Annotated in this window: 11 protein-coding genes; 5 read left to right on the forward strand and 6 right to left on the reverse strand. The window is 43.4% G+C overall.

The genetic code is table 11. The annotated features are described in order from the left end of the window. Positions 1–70 precede the first annotated feature (70 nt). Positions 71–1051 (forward strand): hypothetical protein, encoded by a 981-nt coding sequence (locus RSK81_RS03030; protein WP_002925607.1) that lies wholly within the window; start codon positions 71–73, stop codon positions 1049–1051. 91 nt (positions 1052–1142) lie between these two features. Here RSK81_RS03030 and rsmG read toward each other — a convergent pair whose 3' ends face one another. The 5 genes from rsmG to RSK81_RS03055 all read right to left on the reverse strand — a co-directional run bounded on the left by rsmG (position 1143) and on the right by RSK81_RS03055 (position 7013). After that, positions 1143–1856, reverse strand: coding sequence for a 16S rRNA (guanine(527)-N(7))-methyltransferase RsmG (rsmG, locus tag RSK81_RS03035; protein ID WP_002925605.1), 714 nt, complete (start codon positions 1854–1856; stop codon positions 1143–1145). 81 nt (positions 1857–1937) lie between these two features. Further along, the gene (locus RSK81_RS03040) at positions 1938–2681 is read right to left on the reverse strand and encodes an ABC transporter ATP-binding protein (protein ID WP_002925604.1); all 744 of its coding nucleotides are present in this window, start codon (positions 2679–2681) and stop codon (positions 1938–1940) included. Positions 2682–2738: 57 nt separating this feature from the next. After that, positions 2739–5075: an ABC transporter permease gene (locus tag RSK81_RS03045; RefSeq protein ID WP_009659902.1), complete on the reverse strand. Its 2337-nt coding sequence runs from the start codon at positions 5073–5075 to the stop codon at positions 2739–2741. Further along, on the reverse strand, positions 5050–6333 hold the full coding sequence (locus RSK81_RS03050) for an MFS transporter (RefSeq protein WP_009659855.1): 1284 nt from the start codon (positions 6331–6333) through the stop codon (positions 5050–5052). The genes RSK81_RS03045 and RSK81_RS03050 overlap by 26 nt, the downstream gene beginning before the upstream one ends. A gap of 62 nt (positions 6334–6395) precedes the next feature. Further along, entirely contained in the window at positions 6396–7013 is a 618-nt protein-coding gene (locus tag RSK81_RS03055) for a TetR/AcrR family transcriptional regulator (protein WP_009659909.1), read from the reverse strand. Positions 7014–7166: 153 nt separating this feature from the next. Between RSK81_RS03055 and RSK81_RS03060 the strand changes: the two genes are divergently transcribed. From RSK81_RS03060 to RSK81_RS03075, 4 genes are all read left to right on the forward strand, one after another. Next, positions 7167–7736, forward strand: coding sequence for a LemA family protein (locus RSK81_RS03060; RefSeq protein ID WP_002898080.1), 570 nt, complete (start codon positions 7167–7169; stop codon positions 7734–7736). 1 nt (position 7737) lies between these two features. Further along, on the forward strand, positions 7738–8634 hold the full coding sequence (gene htpX, locus RSK81_RS03065) for a zinc metalloprotease HtpX (protein WP_009659923.1): 897 nt from the start codon (positions 7738–7740) through the stop codon (positions 8632–8634). Positions 8635–9090: 456 nt separating this feature from the next. Next, positions 9091–9972, forward strand: a complete 882-nt coding sequence (locus RSK81_RS03070) for a helix-turn-helix domain-containing protein (protein ID WP_002898077.1) — start codon at positions 9091–9093, stop codon at positions 9970–9972. Between the two features lie 69 nt (positions 9973–10041). Beyond that, complete coding sequence (locus RSK81_RS03075; RefSeq protein ID WP_315687390.1) at positions 10042–14754, forward strand: glycoside hydrolase family 70 protein; 4713 nt, start codon at positions 10042–10044, stop codon at positions 14752–14754. Between the two features lie 129 nt (positions 14755–14883). Here the strand turns inward: RSK81_RS03075 and RSK81_RS03080 are convergent, their stop codons facing one another. Further along, positions 14884–16125: a hypothetical protein gene (locus RSK81_RS03080; RefSeq protein WP_023915857.1), complete on the reverse strand. Its 1242-nt coding sequence runs from the start codon at positions 16123–16125 to the stop codon at positions 14884–14886. Positions 16126–16326: the final 201 nt, after the last annotated feature.

The raw sequence follows: 16326 nt of genomic DNA on the forward strand, positions 1-16326 counted from the left end.
TGGTGTCTCCTATTTAGATGCTATTTTCATAATCTTTTGGAGAGTTATATGCTGAAAGGGAAGGAGTAATATGAAGAAAAAATGGAAATTTATAGCAGTGCTCGTAGTTGTTTTGTCTTTAGTTGGCTCTTACGATGCGTATCGATATTTTACATATAATCGTTATAAAGAAAGAAACTATGCAATTGAACCACGAGCTTACGAATTTATTGCAAACAAACAAGGCTTAGTTATTTCATGGAAAAAAGCAAATTCCCAAATTATTGACTCAAAAAGCCCAGATGATGACAGTGGCGAAGGACCGGCAGTGGGATTTGGTGTAGCGGTTTATGGAAAGCACTATCTTTCAACGGACAGCTATCAATTTGTTCGCCAGTTTCATGATCCTGATTTTAATCTGAAAGATTTAAGTTGGGGGGAGTTTTGGAAAATACAGGTCTACGATATTAGTACGAATAAGTTATCTCGTAAGGAATATGATTTACTTGAAGCGATTCGAGAATATGATGATAGTTATGTACCTTTTGCGACTTATTCTGCTTACTTTAGTTATGATAATCAAGAATATCGAACAGTAGAGTTAGAAAAGGTTGGGGGCGGAAGTGGCCGTATAGTTTTGTTTAATATGGCGACAGGAAAAATAGAGGGTGTTCCAAAAGATATCGAAATTCCAAAAGATAAGCGAACTGATATTATTAGTAATTCTACAAGTTTAAAAACATATTATAAAGAGCCTATTGATAATATATTCTCATCTATCTCTTTCCCAAATTCAGTTATTAAACAATCCTTAGACTGGCGCCTAAAGGAGGAGTACCCTAAAGCTTATGACTTGATGACGAATCAAGGAGGTCAATTATATCTTTTGACGGATAAGACAGATCCTAAACTGATGTCAGACATTTACAGTCTTTTAATACCGAAAGACAAGCAACTATTTGATAACTTAACTGTTTATGGTAATATCACAAAAGACGGTCAAGATCATGTAGTCAATTCTTATGAAGAATTTATCAATGTTTTAAAACTAGAGGAACAGGACAGTGAGTAAGCGGCTTTTTTGTACTTATCGTAGTCTTGTAATATATTGAACTTCTAGTCGGTTACATAAAAAATCAGGCAATTTTTGCCTGATTTTTTTCTTATAACGGTCTTTTATTTGGCATACCGGCTTTGCGGGGGTATTTGTTGGGTGTTTCTTTCTTCTTTTCCACCATTGTGATAAAGCGGGGGTCACCGTTTGGCAGGGCATAGCTGAGGTTGTCTTGGACCTTGCTAAAGAGTAAGTTGAGGGCATTTTTTGCTTCTTCCAGTTCTTCAGGAGCATTGGAAGCCTTGAGAGCCAAGAGCTTCCCGCCAACTTTCAGATAGGGGATGGTCAGTTCAGATAGGACCTGCATGCGAGCGACTGCACGGGCAGTGACGAGGTCAAATTGAGCTCGAAAGGCCCTGTCCTGAGCAAAGTCTTCTGCACGGCCGTGGTAGAAATGAACCTTGTCCAGCTCCAGCTCCTCTGCCAGCAGTTTGAGGAAGTTGATGCGTTTGTTGAGCGAGTCAATGATAGTCACATCCAGCTGGGGGCAGATGATTTTCATAGGGAGGCTGGGAAAGCCAGCACCGGCTCCGATGTCCAGCAGCTTAAGCTCTTGATTACCAATCAGGCCTTGCAAAACGGGCGCTATTGAATCATAGAAATGCTTGAGATAGACTTCATTCTTCTCGGTGATAGCTGTCAGATTGATTTTTTCATTCCATTCGACCAAGAGTTCAAAATAACGCTCAAACTGGTCTTTCTGGCGGTCGGTCAGCTCGATTCCCTGCTGGCTCAATAGCTGGTAAAATTCTTGCGGTGTCATAGTTTCATCCTTATCTGTCAGTATTCAACCTATTATATCATAAAAAGGAGACCCCGGCATTCTGCCAAAGGGCCTCTTTTCTTATATGCCAATCTGATTGAGCTCCGCCAAGAGCAGCTGACGTCGCTCATCCTGATTAGCAGCTGGGTCAAATAGAACTTCTTTTTTTATCTTGCCATCTAAAATGAGCAGGACCTTGTCTGCATAGGTAGCCACGCTGGCATCATGCGTCACCAGGAGAATACTTGCGCCCTGCTGGTGGAAGTGCTGCATGAGCTCCATAGCTTGACGGCCAGCCTGAGAGTTGAGCGCTCCTGTCGGCTCGTCAGCAAAAATGATTCGAGGCTGGTTCATGAGAGCCCGGCAGATGCCGGCTCGCTGGAGCTGGCCGCCCGATACCTGATGGATAGAGCGGTGAGCAATGTCCTTAATCCCAGTCAGAGCCATTAACTCCTTGGCGCGCTCATAGGCTGCCTTTCGCTCACTGCCTTTCTTACCAATGATACTCGGTAGGCAGATATTGTCTAGGATATTTAGATTTTTCAGGAAGGTTGCCTGCTGGAAGACAAAGCCGAAAGACTCTCTGCGAAGGCGGTCCAAGTCCTTGTCTTTCATAGCCAGCAAGTCCTGTCCCTGGTAAAGAATCTGTCCTTGGTCAGGTCTGTCAATAGTGGATAGAAGATTGAGAAGAGTGGATTTCCCGCAACCAGACGGCCCCATGATGGCGATGAATTGGCCGCTTTCAATCTCCAGCGACAAATCACGGAGAATGGGCTCCTGATTTTCCTGATAGCTTTTGCTGAGGTTGTGTGCTTCTAATAACATAGGCTTCTCCTCGGATGTAAAATAAATGCTAAGTGCTCGAAAGCTATCTGCTTAAGGTCAATGTTCCTTGAGATAACGTCCAATTTCCAGATTGTTCAGCGCTCGGAGACTGATGTGTGCTGCTGTGAGTCCGCTAAGAAGCAGAGCCAGCGGTGTCCATAGAAAAGTAAGCGACTTATTGATGATGAGCTGGAGTTTGCTGATACCGAAGCTGCTGAGCAGCAGACTGCAGACTTCTTGCCCCAGACTAAGGAGTAGCAGGTCGGCTATTGCCAAAGCCAGCATTAAGATGAAGCAGACGGCGAGCAGGTAGTGGCTCCTGAGTCGTTCACTGCCAAATCCCAGCATCCGATAAAGTGCCAAGTCAGCTTGGTCCTTGGTGAAAATCATATAGACAAAGAGGGTCATAAGGATGAAGATGATTCCCAGTCCTGTCCAGAAAACGCTGGTCTGAATCAGGCGGAGCATGGCCAGAGTGTCATCAAAAGTCTGATGGAAAAAGTCTTCTACATCGGTTAATTTATAGTTGGAATAGCGTTTTTTCCATTCGTTGATTTTTTGAGCTTTGTTGCTAGCATCTTTAAGGCGGATGGTCGTCAGACTATTGAGCGTTTGCGCTTGCTTTGTCACAAAGACAGCCTTGGCGGTCTTGCCGCCGTAGGTCAGGTCTGAGTAGATACCGACTACTTTTAGTTTTCTGGGTTGACCGTCTACCGTCAAGGTCAGACTGTCTCCTACTTTTAGCTTGAGCTCTTCTGCCTTAAGCTTGGAGAGGGCAATTTCATGCTCGTTTTTAGGATAGCGGCCTTGGCTGTATTTGACTGGAAATCCTGCATGGTTTCCCAAAGTTACCCGCAACTTCTGGGTTTGACCTTGCTGGTCTTGATAGGAGAAATTCTGGCTCTGGTACTGATTAATCTCTGCGATGTCCTTGTCTGCCCGCAGTTCTTTCAGAAGCTGGGCAGTCTTGGTATCGATATCTTCAGTCTGAGAAATATCAATCAATACATCTGCCTGACCAGCTCCCAGATACTGAATGAAATTCTTATCCATCATAGTGCTGTAGAGACTGGCTGGCAGCAGGATAAGAAGGCTAATCAGACTGACAATGAGCAAGATAGTCAAATAGAGTTTTTTATGATTCAGAATCGTTTTCAGAGCGAAATAGGGCCTGTCTAAGAGGGGGATAGTCGGTAATCCCATTTTGGGAGTAGAACACGTCTCGGTCAGACTGTTGGAAGAAGCTAATCTTAAAGCTTGGCCGGGTGTCATTTTCTTAAAGGAGCTGAGAGGACGGGCAGTCAGCCAGAAGACCAAGAGACAGAGCAACAGAGCTACTAGCATTTCCAGAAGATAGCTATAGAAGGGCGTCGGACTTTGCCCCATAGACAGTGCCATCTGCTTTTTAAAAGTACCACTCAGAAGAAAGGACAGTCCCCAGCCTGCGATGGTTGCTAGATCTAGGCAGAAATAATACTTGGTTAGATAGACCTTGCTGATAAAGCTTTGGGGTAATCCCATCACCTTCATAACGGCAATCTGCTGCAGTTCTTCTTGAATCTTGGTCAATAGGGCAAAGCGCATGCAGAGAAAGGTGATGCCGATAATGGCCACAACTAGCAGCCCCATGACTAGGATGACTAGAGCATCATTGAAGCCGTTAATCATCTTGATCGTCGGATAGGTAATCATGGGCGGCCCATTGGACTCGAGCTCGGCATTTTTATAGGCTTGCTCGACAGCTGAGATCTGGCTAAGCTTATGTACTCGAAAGGCAATCAGGTTCTCATTAGATGCAAATGCTTCTTTTTTCAGAGTCTGCAAATCAGTCTGTGAGATGAGGAAGCGTTTGGAGGAGACTAGACCGGCATTCATCTGGGCATCTCGGATAAATCCCTGGACAGTCAGCTGCAGCTTGCCGACTCTTATTTGGTCGCCGATTTTGATTTTTCCGCTATTGTAATAATAAAGGGGGATATAAACTTGCCCTGGCTGAGGCTGGGCAGGCTGGTTATTCTGATCCAGCAGAAAGTCAAAGTTTTGGTTCTGACTGGAAAAGCCATTATCCTGGGAGCTATCCTGAAGTGAGTTTTTCTCATTGATGCGGATGGCTGATCCTTCCACATTGACAAAGTCTGTCAGCTGCCAAGAGGCAATTTCTGGATGCTGCTGGACGAAGTTTTGCAGGCGTTCTTGGTCAACGCTTCCGCTGTGCATCTGTAGCAGGTGAGGACTTTTAGCTGTTTCTACAAAGCGCTCAATCGAGCTAGTCAGACTGACGGTCAGGCGTGTAGCTGCAAAGCTTAGGGTCAGAGTCAGAAGAAGGAAAAGACCGATGACCAACATGCTGACTTTGTTTTCTTTTAAATCATTTTTTATCAAGCGTTGAAACATATTCCAGCTCCTTTACTGAACGTGCTCGGGAGAGCAGGTAAGCACCGATGCTGATAGAGATACCGGATAGGATAAAGAGCAGACCGTAGCCTCTGCCTCCACCAACACCGATGATTTTTCCGACAGAATTTGCCAGCCAGCCAAAGTAAGTTAGCGAGGGTTTGAAAAAGGTATCTGCTACCCAACCCATGCCGGCATAAGCTAGCACATAGCCCAGCTGAGAGATAATCCCGATGGTCCCCCAGACCTTGCCTTGATCGGCTTTGTTAATATTGATGCGAACCAGATAGTCGATGGCTGTATTGGCGAAAGGTAGGGCAGCAAAGAGGAGGAAGCCAAAGCTGCAAATCCAGATGAAGTTTTCCTTCATTCCCAGCCCAACCATGAAGAGTCCCAGTAGAAATAGTGAGAGACAGAGCATACGATGGAAGTGCTTTTTGATAGCAAATATCCCCAGAACTAAGCCTCCTATCAGCATCCCACTGCTGGAGATGGTCATGACCCAGCCGACTGTTTTGGCATCTGCGAAAGCCAGCACCAAGGGAGAAAGCAGGATTTGGACTGTTCCCAGAAAGAAGGAAAAGCCTGTTCCGGCTAGGACCAAAATCCAGATGCCTTTTTTTCCATAGACGATTTGAAAACCTTTAAGGAAATCTGCCCAGAAACGACTATCACTGCTATAAACTTGCGAATGAATGGCCCTACGAGCGAGCAAGGTGCAGGCTACCGTCACGAAAATAGTTGAAAAATCCAGCAACAGAATCGTGCTGATATGTCCACTCGCCAAAATCATTCCAGCCAAGGCTGGTGAAATCAGATAGCGGGCAATGCCATTAATCTGGGACAGACCGGTTGCTTTTGATAACTGATCCTCAGGCAGCAAGTCGGAAATTGTAGCTCGAAAGGCCGGATTGACCAAGGCTGAAAAGAGCGAACTAATGGCAGCTCCGATACAGATAAAAATCAAAGCAGGATTCTTCAGACTAAAGTAAATCCAGAGAACGCCTAAGCCTGACAGTCCATCTCCCAGAGCCATTAGCAATCTTCGGTCATAGCGATCTGCCAGAATTCCAGCCAGAGGAGTAACCAAAAGACCGGGTAGAAAAGCACAAAGCGTAACAAAAGAAGAAACAGAAACCAAACCGGTCAGCTGGAAGATATAAACTCCTAAAGCGAAAGAAGTCATACCAGAGCCGATTTCCGAGATGAGGCTCCCTATCCAAATCAATAAAAAGAGTCTAAAACCTGATTGTTTCATAGTTACCTCCTTATGTTTGCAATGTCAAGTAATTGTAAATAGTGAATCTAGTGCTTAGCTGTCTAGCTGCTTTGAGTCTGAATCAAAGATAGAAAGGGATTGAAGTAGCCTTGCCGGCTGTGAAAAAGAGTTTCTAAAAGATAGAGAAAAGCTTGTAGTTTTTGCTGCTGTTTTTCTGGAGGTAGTGCCTGAAAACTGCTGCCAAAAGCTTGCAGGGAATAAGTAAGAATCATTTCCAGGCTTTCGTAGGGATAGTCGGTCCTCATATCTCCAGCGGTGATACCGTCTTGGATGATGGGAAGTAGAATCTGGGGTGCTCGTTCAAGAAGAATTTGATTGGTCTTTTCGTGCAGGAGCGCATTTTGTGGCTGATTGAGATGCAGCAGTACTCCCTCTCCCTCTTGGTGATTGAGATTCAGAGCAGCCATACTGCCAACCAAGCGCTCTATGATAGTCAGTCCATGATTATCAGCAAAGGCTTGGGAAGCTGTAAATGCTCTTTCAATGGTTCGCTCAATGATGGCATCCATTATCTCTTCCTTAGAAGAAAAGTAATAGTAGAGAGTACCGCGGGCAATTTGAGTTGCTTCTAAAATCTGGGAGATAGAGGTCTGGTCAAAGCCTTGCTCCATAAAAAGCTTTTGTGCGGTATCTAAGATAAAGTCTTTTTTATTAGCCATGCTTGCATCCTTTTTATTAGTAAAATTTTATTAGATCGACAGTCGGTTTATTCTTTCCTTTATCGTACATCTTTTCTAAATCAATGTCAAGAATAAAGACAGTTCCTCTATTTTTTGATATAATAAGTCTAATCAAAATTGAAGGAGTATATCATGACTTTTATTATTATTCTTATTATTGTCGCGGTTTTAGCATTCTTCGTTGTTGGTGCTTACAATACCTTGGTTAAAAGCCGCATGCAGACTCAGGAAGCTTGGAGTCAGATCGATGTGCAGCTCAAACGCCGTAATGACTTGATTCCTAACCTCTTGGAAACGGTCAAAGGCTATGGCAAGTACGAGCAGGCAACCTTGGAAAAGGTAACCCAACTGCGCAACCAGGTAGCTTCAGCTGCTTCACCAGCCGAAGCCATGCAAGCCAGCGACGCCCTTTCTCGTCAGATTTCTGGAATCTTTGCAGTAGCTGAAAGCTATCCAGATCTGAAAGCTAACACTAACTACCTGAAGTTGCAGGAAGAACTGACCAATACTGAAAATAAAATTGCTTATTCTCGTCAGCTTTATAATTCAGTAACTAGCAACTACAATGTCAAGTTGGAAACATTCCCAAGCAATATTGTTGCAGGAATCTTTGGCTTTAAAGCTGCGGACTTCCTCAAGACACCAGAAGAAGAAAAGGCTGTACCAAAAGTTGACTTTGGCAGCACTGGACTAGGTGACTAAGATGCTATTTGATCAAATTGCCAGCAATAAAAGGAGGACTTGGCTCCTCCTTATCGCTTTTTTCGGACTCTTGGCTCTCCTTGGAGCAGCTATTGGCTATCTCTGGCTGCGCTCTGCTGTTGGTGGTGTCTTGCTAGCCTTGATCATCGGAGCGATTTATGCCGGAGTGATGATTTTTCAGTCTACAGAAGTGGTCATGGCTATGAACGGAGCTCGCGAGGTCTCTGAGCAGGAAGCACCTGAACTCTATCATATTGTTCAAGATATGGCCATGGTCGCTCAGATTCCTATGCCACGTGTCTATATCGTAGAGGATCCCTCTCCCAATGCTTTTGCGACTGGCTCTAAGCCTGAAAATGCAGCTGTTGCAGCAACTACAGGTATCTTGCAAATCATGAATCGTGAGGAGCTTGAGGGAGTGATTGGCCATGAAGTCAGTCATATTCGCAATTATGATATTCGAATTTCAACGATTGCTGTGGCTTTGGCCAGTGCTATTACCCTGTTGTCTAGCCTGGCCGGCCGGATGATGTGGTTTGGTGACGGACGTCGGAGTAGTAATGATCGAGATAACGATAGTGGTTTGGGAATTATTCTCCTTATCGTATCGCTGATTGCTATCGTTTTAGCTCCTCTGGCAGCTACCTTGGTGCAGTTGGCCATTTCTCGTCAGCGGGAGTTTCTGGCTGATGCTTCCAGTGTAGAGCTGACCCGCAATCCGCAAGGGATGATTAATGCTCTGCTCAAGCTAGATCGCAGCGAGCCTATGGAACATCATGTTGATGATGCCAGTGCAGCTCTCTATATCAGCGATCCCAAAAAAGAAGGCGGACTGAAGAAACTTTTCTATACGCACCCTCCTATCTCAGAACGGGTGGAGCGATTGAGACATATGTAAAAGCTGGGAATAAATTATTTCCAAAACTTAGACCAATAACTAGTAAAAGGATTTAGTTCTGCATTGGACAGGACTAAGTCCTTTTCGTTTTACTTCCTTTCATTCATGTCTAAAAAATATTCGTTTAGATTTTGTTACAGTTTTATGTCAGTCATCTATGAACCGTAGATTGTCCAAGTTTATTTTTGTATAAGTAAGGAGGCTAGATTTAAAAAAGCTAGTGTTTTCAAGTTGTCAGGTTGAACCCTTCTGAGAATCTTATAAAATCAATATTTTCTTGAAAACCATAAAACTTTTAGAAAAAATCACTATATTGAGTATTCCTATCTTTCAAATTAATCTATTTGTATTATTTTGAAATATAAAGTAATTTTTTTGTAACATATTCGAAATATATTACTAGTATATTAAATTTAGTAAAAAATTTTATTGCATATATGAAACCGAGGGCTCAATATGTTGAAAACATTTGGAAAAATTTTCAAAGTCATTAGAGAATCAAAAAACATGTCTCTTAAAGAGGCGGCAGCCGGAGATATTTCAGTGGCTCAGCTGTCTCGTTTTGAGCGGGGAGTCAGTGGTATTACGCTTGATTCTTTCTATTGCTGCTTAAAGAATATGGCTGTTTCTCTAGACGAATTTCAGTATGTTTACCATAACTACATTGAGGCAGATGATGCGCTTTTCTCAAAAAAAGTAGCTGATGCTTATCAGGAAAACAATGTCGTCAAGCTCCAAAGTATATTGGCTAGCTCAGAAGCTTTGGCTAAAAAGTTCCCTGAGAAGAAGAATTATAGGCTCAATACAATTGTTGTTAGAGCAGTATTGTCTTCCTGCAGTCCAGATTTTCAGATTAGCAAGAAAGATGTAGAATTTCTGACCGATTATCTCTTTTCCGTTGAGGAGTGGGGGCGTTATGAGCTCTGGCTCTTTACTAATAGTGTGGATCTATTGACCTTGGAAACACTGGAGACCTTTGCTAGTGAGATGATTAACCGCACCCAGTTTTATAATAATCTACCGGAGAATCGCCGGCGTATTATCAAGATGCTGCTTAATGTTATCAGCGTCTGCATAGAGAGTAATCATTTGCTGGTTGCTATGAGATTCCTCAATTATCTTGACCATTCTAAAATCCCTGAGACAGATCTTTATGATCGGATGCTGATTAAGTATCATAGGGCTCTTTATTCCTACAAGGTTGGGAATAGCTATGCTCTGAGCGATATTGAGGAGTGCTTATCTTTCTTGGAATTTTTAGATTCTTTCGGTGTTGCCCAGAAGCTCAAAGCTCAGTTTGAAAGGATTTGCCTTTCGCAGTTGCAGATGTGCAAATAAAATAGACTCATTTCTAAAAATATACTAGAATAAGAGTATAACTTTATACCAAATTCAGAAGGAGGCTTTATGATGGAGAAAAAAATTCATTATAAGATGCATAAAGTTAAGAAGAACTGGGTAGCCATCGGTGTGACTACCTTAGCACTTATCGTAGCACCAAAAGTACTTGGTCTCGAAGCAGGTCTTGTCCACGCTGATGATGTTAAGCAGGTGGCAGTTCAAGAACCAACTGCAGCTCAGGATAGTGGCTCAGGGCAGCCAGTTCAAGTACAAGCTAACTCAGCTTCTCAGTTGGAAGCAGAAAAAGCAACTTCTGCAGACGAGGTGGTTGATGCTGCTGTAGCCAGTGAAAAAACTGCTGAAACTGCAGCAAATACGGAAGCAGCGGTTCAAACAGATGCTCAAGAGCCAGCTAAACCAGCAGTAGCAGAAGCAGCAACTACAGAAAAAGCAGCCGTTGCTGAAGAAGCAAAAGCAGCTAATGTAACATCAGAAACTGCTAAACCGGAAGCAGCTAATCAGGATAGACAAGTAAGTCCAGCAACTGCTGACAAACAAGCAAAGAAGACTGTTACAGACAAGATTGTTGCAAATCCAAAGGTTGCAAAGAAAGATCGCTTGCCAGAACCGGCTCAAAGACAGGGAGCGATAGCTGAAAGAATGGTGGCTGCTCAAGCCCAAGCGGCGCCTGTTAATACTGAGCATGATGATGATGTCTTATCTCACATCAAGACGATTGATGGTAAGAAATACTATGTTCAGGAAGATGGTACAGTTAAAAAGAATTTCGCTGTTGAGCTCAATGGAAAAGTTCTTTATTTCGATGCAGAGACTGGAGCATTGATTGATTCAGCTGAGTATCAATTCCAGCAAGGTACTAGCAGTCTCAATAATGAATTCACTCAAAAGAATGCCTTCCATGGCACTACGGAAAAGGATATTGAAACAGTTGACGGCTACCTGACAGCAGATAGCTGGTATCGTCCAAAGTTCATCTTGAAAGACGGAAAAACATGGACAGCATCGACAGAAACAGACCTACGTCCGCTTTTGATGGCTTGGTGGCCTGATAAGCAAACGCAGGTTAGCTATCTCAACTATATGAACCAGCAAGGTCTGGGAGCAGGAGCTTTTGAAAACAAAGTGGAACAAGCTATCCTGACAGGTGCTTCTCAGCAGGTTCAGCGCAAAATCGAAGAAAGAATCGGTAAAGACGGCGATACTAAATGGCTGAGAACACTGATGGGCGCATTTGTCAAAACTCAGCCAAACTGGAACATCAAGATCGAGTCTGAAACAACCGGTACTAATAAGGACCACTTGCAAGGTGGAGCTCTGCTTTATACCAATAGTGATAAGACTTCTCATGCTAATTCTAAGTACCGTATCCTGAACCGCACACCTACCAACCAAACTGGTACGCCTAAGTACTTCATTGACAAGTCAACTGGTGGTTATGAGTTCCTGCTAGCCAATGACTTTGATAACTCTAATCCAGCTGTTCAGGCTGAGCAACTCAACTGGCTGCACTTTATGATGAACTTCGGCAGCATCGTAGCCAACGATCCGACTGCTAACTTTGACGGAGTTCGTGTTGATGCGGTAGACAATGTCAATGCAGACTTGCTCCAAATTGCCTCTGACTACTTCAAGTCTCGCTACAAGGTTGGAGAAAGTGAAGAAGAAGCCATCAAGCATTTGTCTATCTTGGAAGCTTGGTCTGACAACGACCCTGACTACAACAAAGACACCAAGGGTGCACAATTACCGATTGATAATAAGCTTCGTCTATCCTTGCTTTATTCGTTCATGCGGAAGCTTTCTATCCGTAGTGGTGTAGAGCCAACGATTACGAATAGTCTGAATGACCGTTCTACTGAAAAGAAAAATGGCGAGCGGATGGCCAATTATATCTTTGTTCGGGCTCATGATAGTGAAGTGCAGACCGTTATTGCCGACATCATCCGGGAAAATATCAATCCAAATACGGATGGTTTGACCTTTACCATGGATGAGCTCAAGCAAGCCTTTAAGATCTACAACGAAGATATGCGTAAGGCCGACAAGAAGTATACACAGTTCAATATCCCAACTGCTCATGCTCTCATGCTCTCCAACAAAGACTCCATCACTCGGGTCTACTATGGTGATCTCTATACAGATGACGGTCAATATATGGAGAAAAAATCTCCTTACCACGACGCTATCGATGCCCTGTTGCGTGCTCGTATTAAGTATGTAGCTGGTGGTCAGGACATGAAAGTCACCTATATGGGTGTACCTCGTGAGGCTGATAAATGGTCTTATAACGGTATTTTGACTTCTGTTCGTTATGGTACTGGTGCCAATGAAGCAACAGATGAAGGAACAGAAGAGACCCGTACCCAAGGGATGGCAGTTATTGCTTCTAACAACCCGAATCTCAAGCTGAACGAGTGGGATAAACTGCAAGTAAATATGGGAGCAGCCCATAAGAATCAATACTACCGTCCTGTGCTCTTGACGACCAAAGATGGTATTTCCCGCTATTTAACTGACGAAGAAGTGCCGCAATCCCTCTGGAAGAAGACAGATGCTAATGGTATTTTGACCTTTGATATGAATGATATCGCAGGCTACAGCAATGTCCAGGTTTCTGGTTATCTGGCTGTTTGGGTACCAGTTGGTGCTAAGGCAGATCAGGATGCTCGTGTAACAGCCAGCAAGAAAAAAAATGCCAGCGGTCAGGTTTACGAATCTAGCGCAGCCCTTGATTCTCAGCTGATTTACGAAGGCTTCTCTAACTTCCAAGACTTTGCAACTCGCGATGACCAATATACCAATAAAGTCATTGCTAAAAATGTCAACCTCTTCAAGGAATGGGGAGTGACTTCATTTGAGCTGCCACCGCAGTACGTATCTAGCCAAGACGGTACTTTCCTAGATTCTATCATCCAGAATGGTTATGCCTTTGAAGACCGCTATGATATGGCTATGAGCAAAAACAATAAATATGGTTCTTTAAATGACCTGCTCAATGCTCTCCGTGCTCTCCACAGTGTCAATATCCAAGCCATTGCGGACTGGGTGCCAGACCAAATCTACAACCTGCCAGGTAAAGAAGTGGTAACGGCAACTCGTGTCAACAACTATGGAACCTACCGTGAAGGCGCAGAAATCAAGGAAAATCTTTACGTTGCCAATACTAAAACGAATGGTACAGACTATCAAGGCAAGTATGGTGGAGTCTTCTTGGATGAACTCAAAGCTAAATATCCAGAAATCTTTGAACGAGTACAGATTTCCAACGGTCAAAAGATGACGACTGATGAGAAGATTACCAAGTGGTCTGCTAAACACTTTAACGGTACCAATATCTTGGGTCGTGGTGCTTACTATGTTCTTAAAGACTGGGCTAGCAACGAATATCTCAACAACAAGAATGGTGAGATGGTACTGCCTAAGCAATTAGTTAATAAGAATGCTTACACAGGATTTGTCAAAGATACTACTGGATTCAAGTACTATTCAACTAGTGGCTATCAAGCTAGAAATTCCTTTATCCAAGATGAAAATGGAAATTGGTATTACTTCGATAAACGAGGCTATTTAGCAACAGGTGCTCATGAAATTGATGGCAAGCAAGTTTATTTCCTCAAGAATGGTATTCAGCTGCGTGACTCTCTCCGTGAAGATGAAAACGGCAATCAGTACTACTACGATAAGACTGGCGCCCAAATTCTCAACCGTTACTATACTACTGACGGCCAAAACTGGCGTTACTTTGATGCCAAGGGTGTCATGGCTAGAGGTCTGGTAACCATGGGCGGCAATCAGCAATTCTTCGACCAAAATGGCTACCAAGTCAAGGGCAAGATTGCGCGTGCCAAAGATGGTAAACTTCGTTACTTTGATAAGGATTCAGGTAATGCTGCTGCTAACCGCTTTGCCCAAGGTGATAATCCAAGTGACTGGTACTATTTCGGAGCAGATGGTGTTGCAGTAACAGGTCTTCAAAAACTTGGCCAACAAACACTTTACTTCGACCAAGATGGCAAGCAAGTCAAGGGTAAAATCGTGACACTTGCAGACAAGAGTATCCGTTACTTCGATGCTAATTCAGGAGAAATGGCAGTCGGCAAGTTTGCAGAAGGATCTAAGAATGAATGGTATTACTTCGATCAAGCTGGTAAAGCAGTGACAGGTCTTCAGAAGATTGGCCAACAAACCCTTTACTTTGACCAAGATGGTAAGCAAGTCAAAGGTAAAGTAGTAACTCTGGCTGATAAAACGATCCGTTACTTCGATGCTAATTCTGGAGAAATGGCAGTCGGCAAGTTTGCAGAAGGTGCCAAGAACGAATGGTATTACTTTGATCAGGCTGGTAAAGCAGTGACAGGTCTTCAGAAGATTGGTCAACAAACCCTTTACTTCGACCAAAATGGTAAGCAAGTCAAAGGACAGCTAGTAACTCTGGCTGATAAATCAATCCGTTACTTCGATGCCAACTCCGGTGAAATGGCAGCCAACAAGTTTGTTGAAGGTGCCAAGAACGAATGGTACTACTTCGATCAGGCTGGTAAAGCAGTGACAGGTTTGCAGCAGATTGGCCAACAAACCCTTTACTTCGACCAAAATGGCAAGCAAGTCAAAGGCAAGATTGTCTATGTCAATGGTGCTAACCGTTACTTTGATGCCAATTCAGGCGAAATGGCACGCAATAAATGGATTCAGCTGGAAGATGGAAGTTGGATGTACTTTGACCGCAATGGTAGAGGCAGACGCTTCGGCTGGAACTAATAGCAATAGAATAGGCTAAATGAAACTTAATCTTTAGCTTTCTAATACACAAAAACGATAACTTCTTGTTTGGAAGTTATCGTTTTTGCTGTCTTTTAGGAGAACAAATATAGAAACAAGATTGATCTATCATCTTTCTTTAATATCTTTCTTTTTTTCAATAGATAGGAGCAGAGCAATCACACCGATAATGCTGAAGATAAGCCAGCTAGCGTTCATATTCCAGAGGGCTAGGCTGCTGAAGACCATAGTACCAAAGGGGACAGAGAAAGAAAAGAGCAGACTCAGAAAGCTGGAAGTCTGAGCGAGAACATCAGAAGGCAGTTTGCTCAGTAAGAGGGTGTTGATTTTGGGATTGATCTTACCGGAGATATAAGCTAGTAAAAATCCAAAAGCAATGCCGACGAAAACAGGCAGATGCAAGAAATTGCTGACAGCAAGCAGAATCATTGTGAGAGCAGCCCAGAGGGTTAGTTGATTTAGAGAGAGGCGGCTAAAGTAATCGTTGGGAGTCAGACTGGCTGCAATCATGGCTAGGACAAGAGTTGTCTGAAGAACCAAGAGAGACTGACTAAAGGACAGCTGGAAGATGGGGTTGTCCAGCAAGTAGAGATCATAAAGAGCTATAAGAGAACCTGCCATAGCGTTGACGATCAGGATTTGAGCCAGCAGTTTGAGAAAATTGTTAGAACCTTCCTGCTCAAAGATGAGCTTGGACGATGTGTACATTTTCTTCAACTCTTCTTTCAGAGGAGCTTTTCTCTCAGAAATTGCCACAGGGTCATGGGTCAATCGGCGACGGACTAGGTAGAGGATGGTGGAGGATAGGAGAAAGGTCAAGGCGTTAACCAAAGCAACTAAGAAAAAGTCTTGCTGGCTGACGGTTAGGAGCCAAACTCCCAAAGCTTGTCCGGCCAGGCTACAGAGAAAGCTGATAAGCTGGGTAAAAGAGAAGGCTTCCATAAGGTCTTTCTCTGGAACATTCTTTTTTAAAATCGGCATTTGCAGGCCGCTGCGATAGTCGCTGATGATATCTGAAAGAATATTCATCAAGCAGACGGCTGAAAAGGCTAGATAAGAGCTGGAGCGAGTCATGAAGGCGACAAGGACAAAGAGCAGGACTTGAAGATAACCAAAATGAATCAGCCAACGAGCTTTATGGACGGTCTTGTCAGCTTTGATACCAGCAAAGATAGTAAAGAATGTCGGAACTAGAACGATAAAATTAGCCACGGCAATAGCAAACTTGGGATTGGGCATGCTGGAAGCAAATACCACAAAAACAATATTGAAAATAGAAGCTCCCAAGGTGTTGAAGATTCGGGAAAGGCTGAGTGAGGCATAGACCCCATTTTTAAAGAATAATTTCATCGTAGACTCCTTTTCTAAACTGCAAGATTGTCTAAAAGCTGATTGGGTGTATCTGTAATCTAGCTTTTGTTTTTTCTCTTTCTGATGACCATTATAGACCGTTTAAAGCCAAAAACAAGGGTTTTTCGGCAACTGGTCAGGTCTCATAAGTAAGTGGTAAAGTTCTGAAAGTGACTTGCGCTAGCTCTTTCTGTTTTTAGT

It is taken from the genome of Streptococcus sp. DTU_2020_1000888_1_SI_GRL_NUU_041A, assembly GCF_032387735.1.
In the GTDB taxonomy this organism is placed as follows: Bacteria; Bacillota; Bacilli; order Lactobacillales; family Streptococcaceae; genus Streptococcus; species Streptococcus sanguinis.

Excerpts from the sequence above, each read along its gene's own strand:
- RSK81_RS03055 (WP_009659909.1), bottom strand. The coding sequence starts at position 7,013 with ATGGCTAATAAAAAAGACTTTATCTTAGATACCGCACAAAAGCTTTTT.
- rsmG (WP_002925605.1), bottom strand. The coding sequence starts at position 1,856 with ATGACACCGCAAGAATTTTACCAGCTATTGAGCCAGCAGGGAATCGAG.
- RSK81_RS03080 (WP_023915857.1), bottom strand. The coding sequence starts at position 16,125 with ATGAAATTATTCTTTAAAAATGGGGTCTATGCCTCACTCAGCCTTTCC.
- RSK81_RS03030 (WP_002925607.1), top strand. The coding sequence starts at position 71 with ATGAAGAAAAAATGGAAATTTATAGCAGTGCTCGTAGTTGTTTTGTCT.
- RSK81_RS03040 (WP_002925604.1), bottom strand. The coding sequence starts at position 2,681 with ATGTTATTAGAAGCACACAACCTCAGCAAAAGCTATCAGGAAAATCAG.
- RSK81_RS03050 (WP_009659855.1), bottom strand. The coding sequence starts at position 6,333 with ATGAAACAATCAGGTTTTAGACTCTTTTTATTGATTTGGATAGGGAGC.
- RSK81_RS03070 (WP_002898077.1), top strand. The coding sequence starts at position 9,091 with ATGTTGAAAACATTTGGAAAAATTTTCAAAGTCATTAGAGAATCAAAA.
- RSK81_RS03075 (WP_315687390.1), top strand. The coding sequence starts at position 10,042 with ATGATGGAGAAAAAAATTCATTATAAGATGCATAAAGTTAAGAAGAAC.
- htpX (WP_009659923.1), top strand. The coding sequence starts at position 7,738 with ATGCTATTTGATCAAATTGCCAGCAATAAAAGGAGGACTTGGCTCCTC.
- RSK81_RS03045 (WP_009659902.1), bottom strand. The coding sequence starts at position 5,075 with ATGTTTCAACGCTTGATAAAAAATGATTTAAAAGAAAACAAAGTCAGC.
- RSK81_RS03060 (WP_002898080.1), top strand. The coding sequence starts at position 7,167 with ATGACTTTTATTATTATTCTTATTATTGTCGCGGTTTTAGCATTCTTC.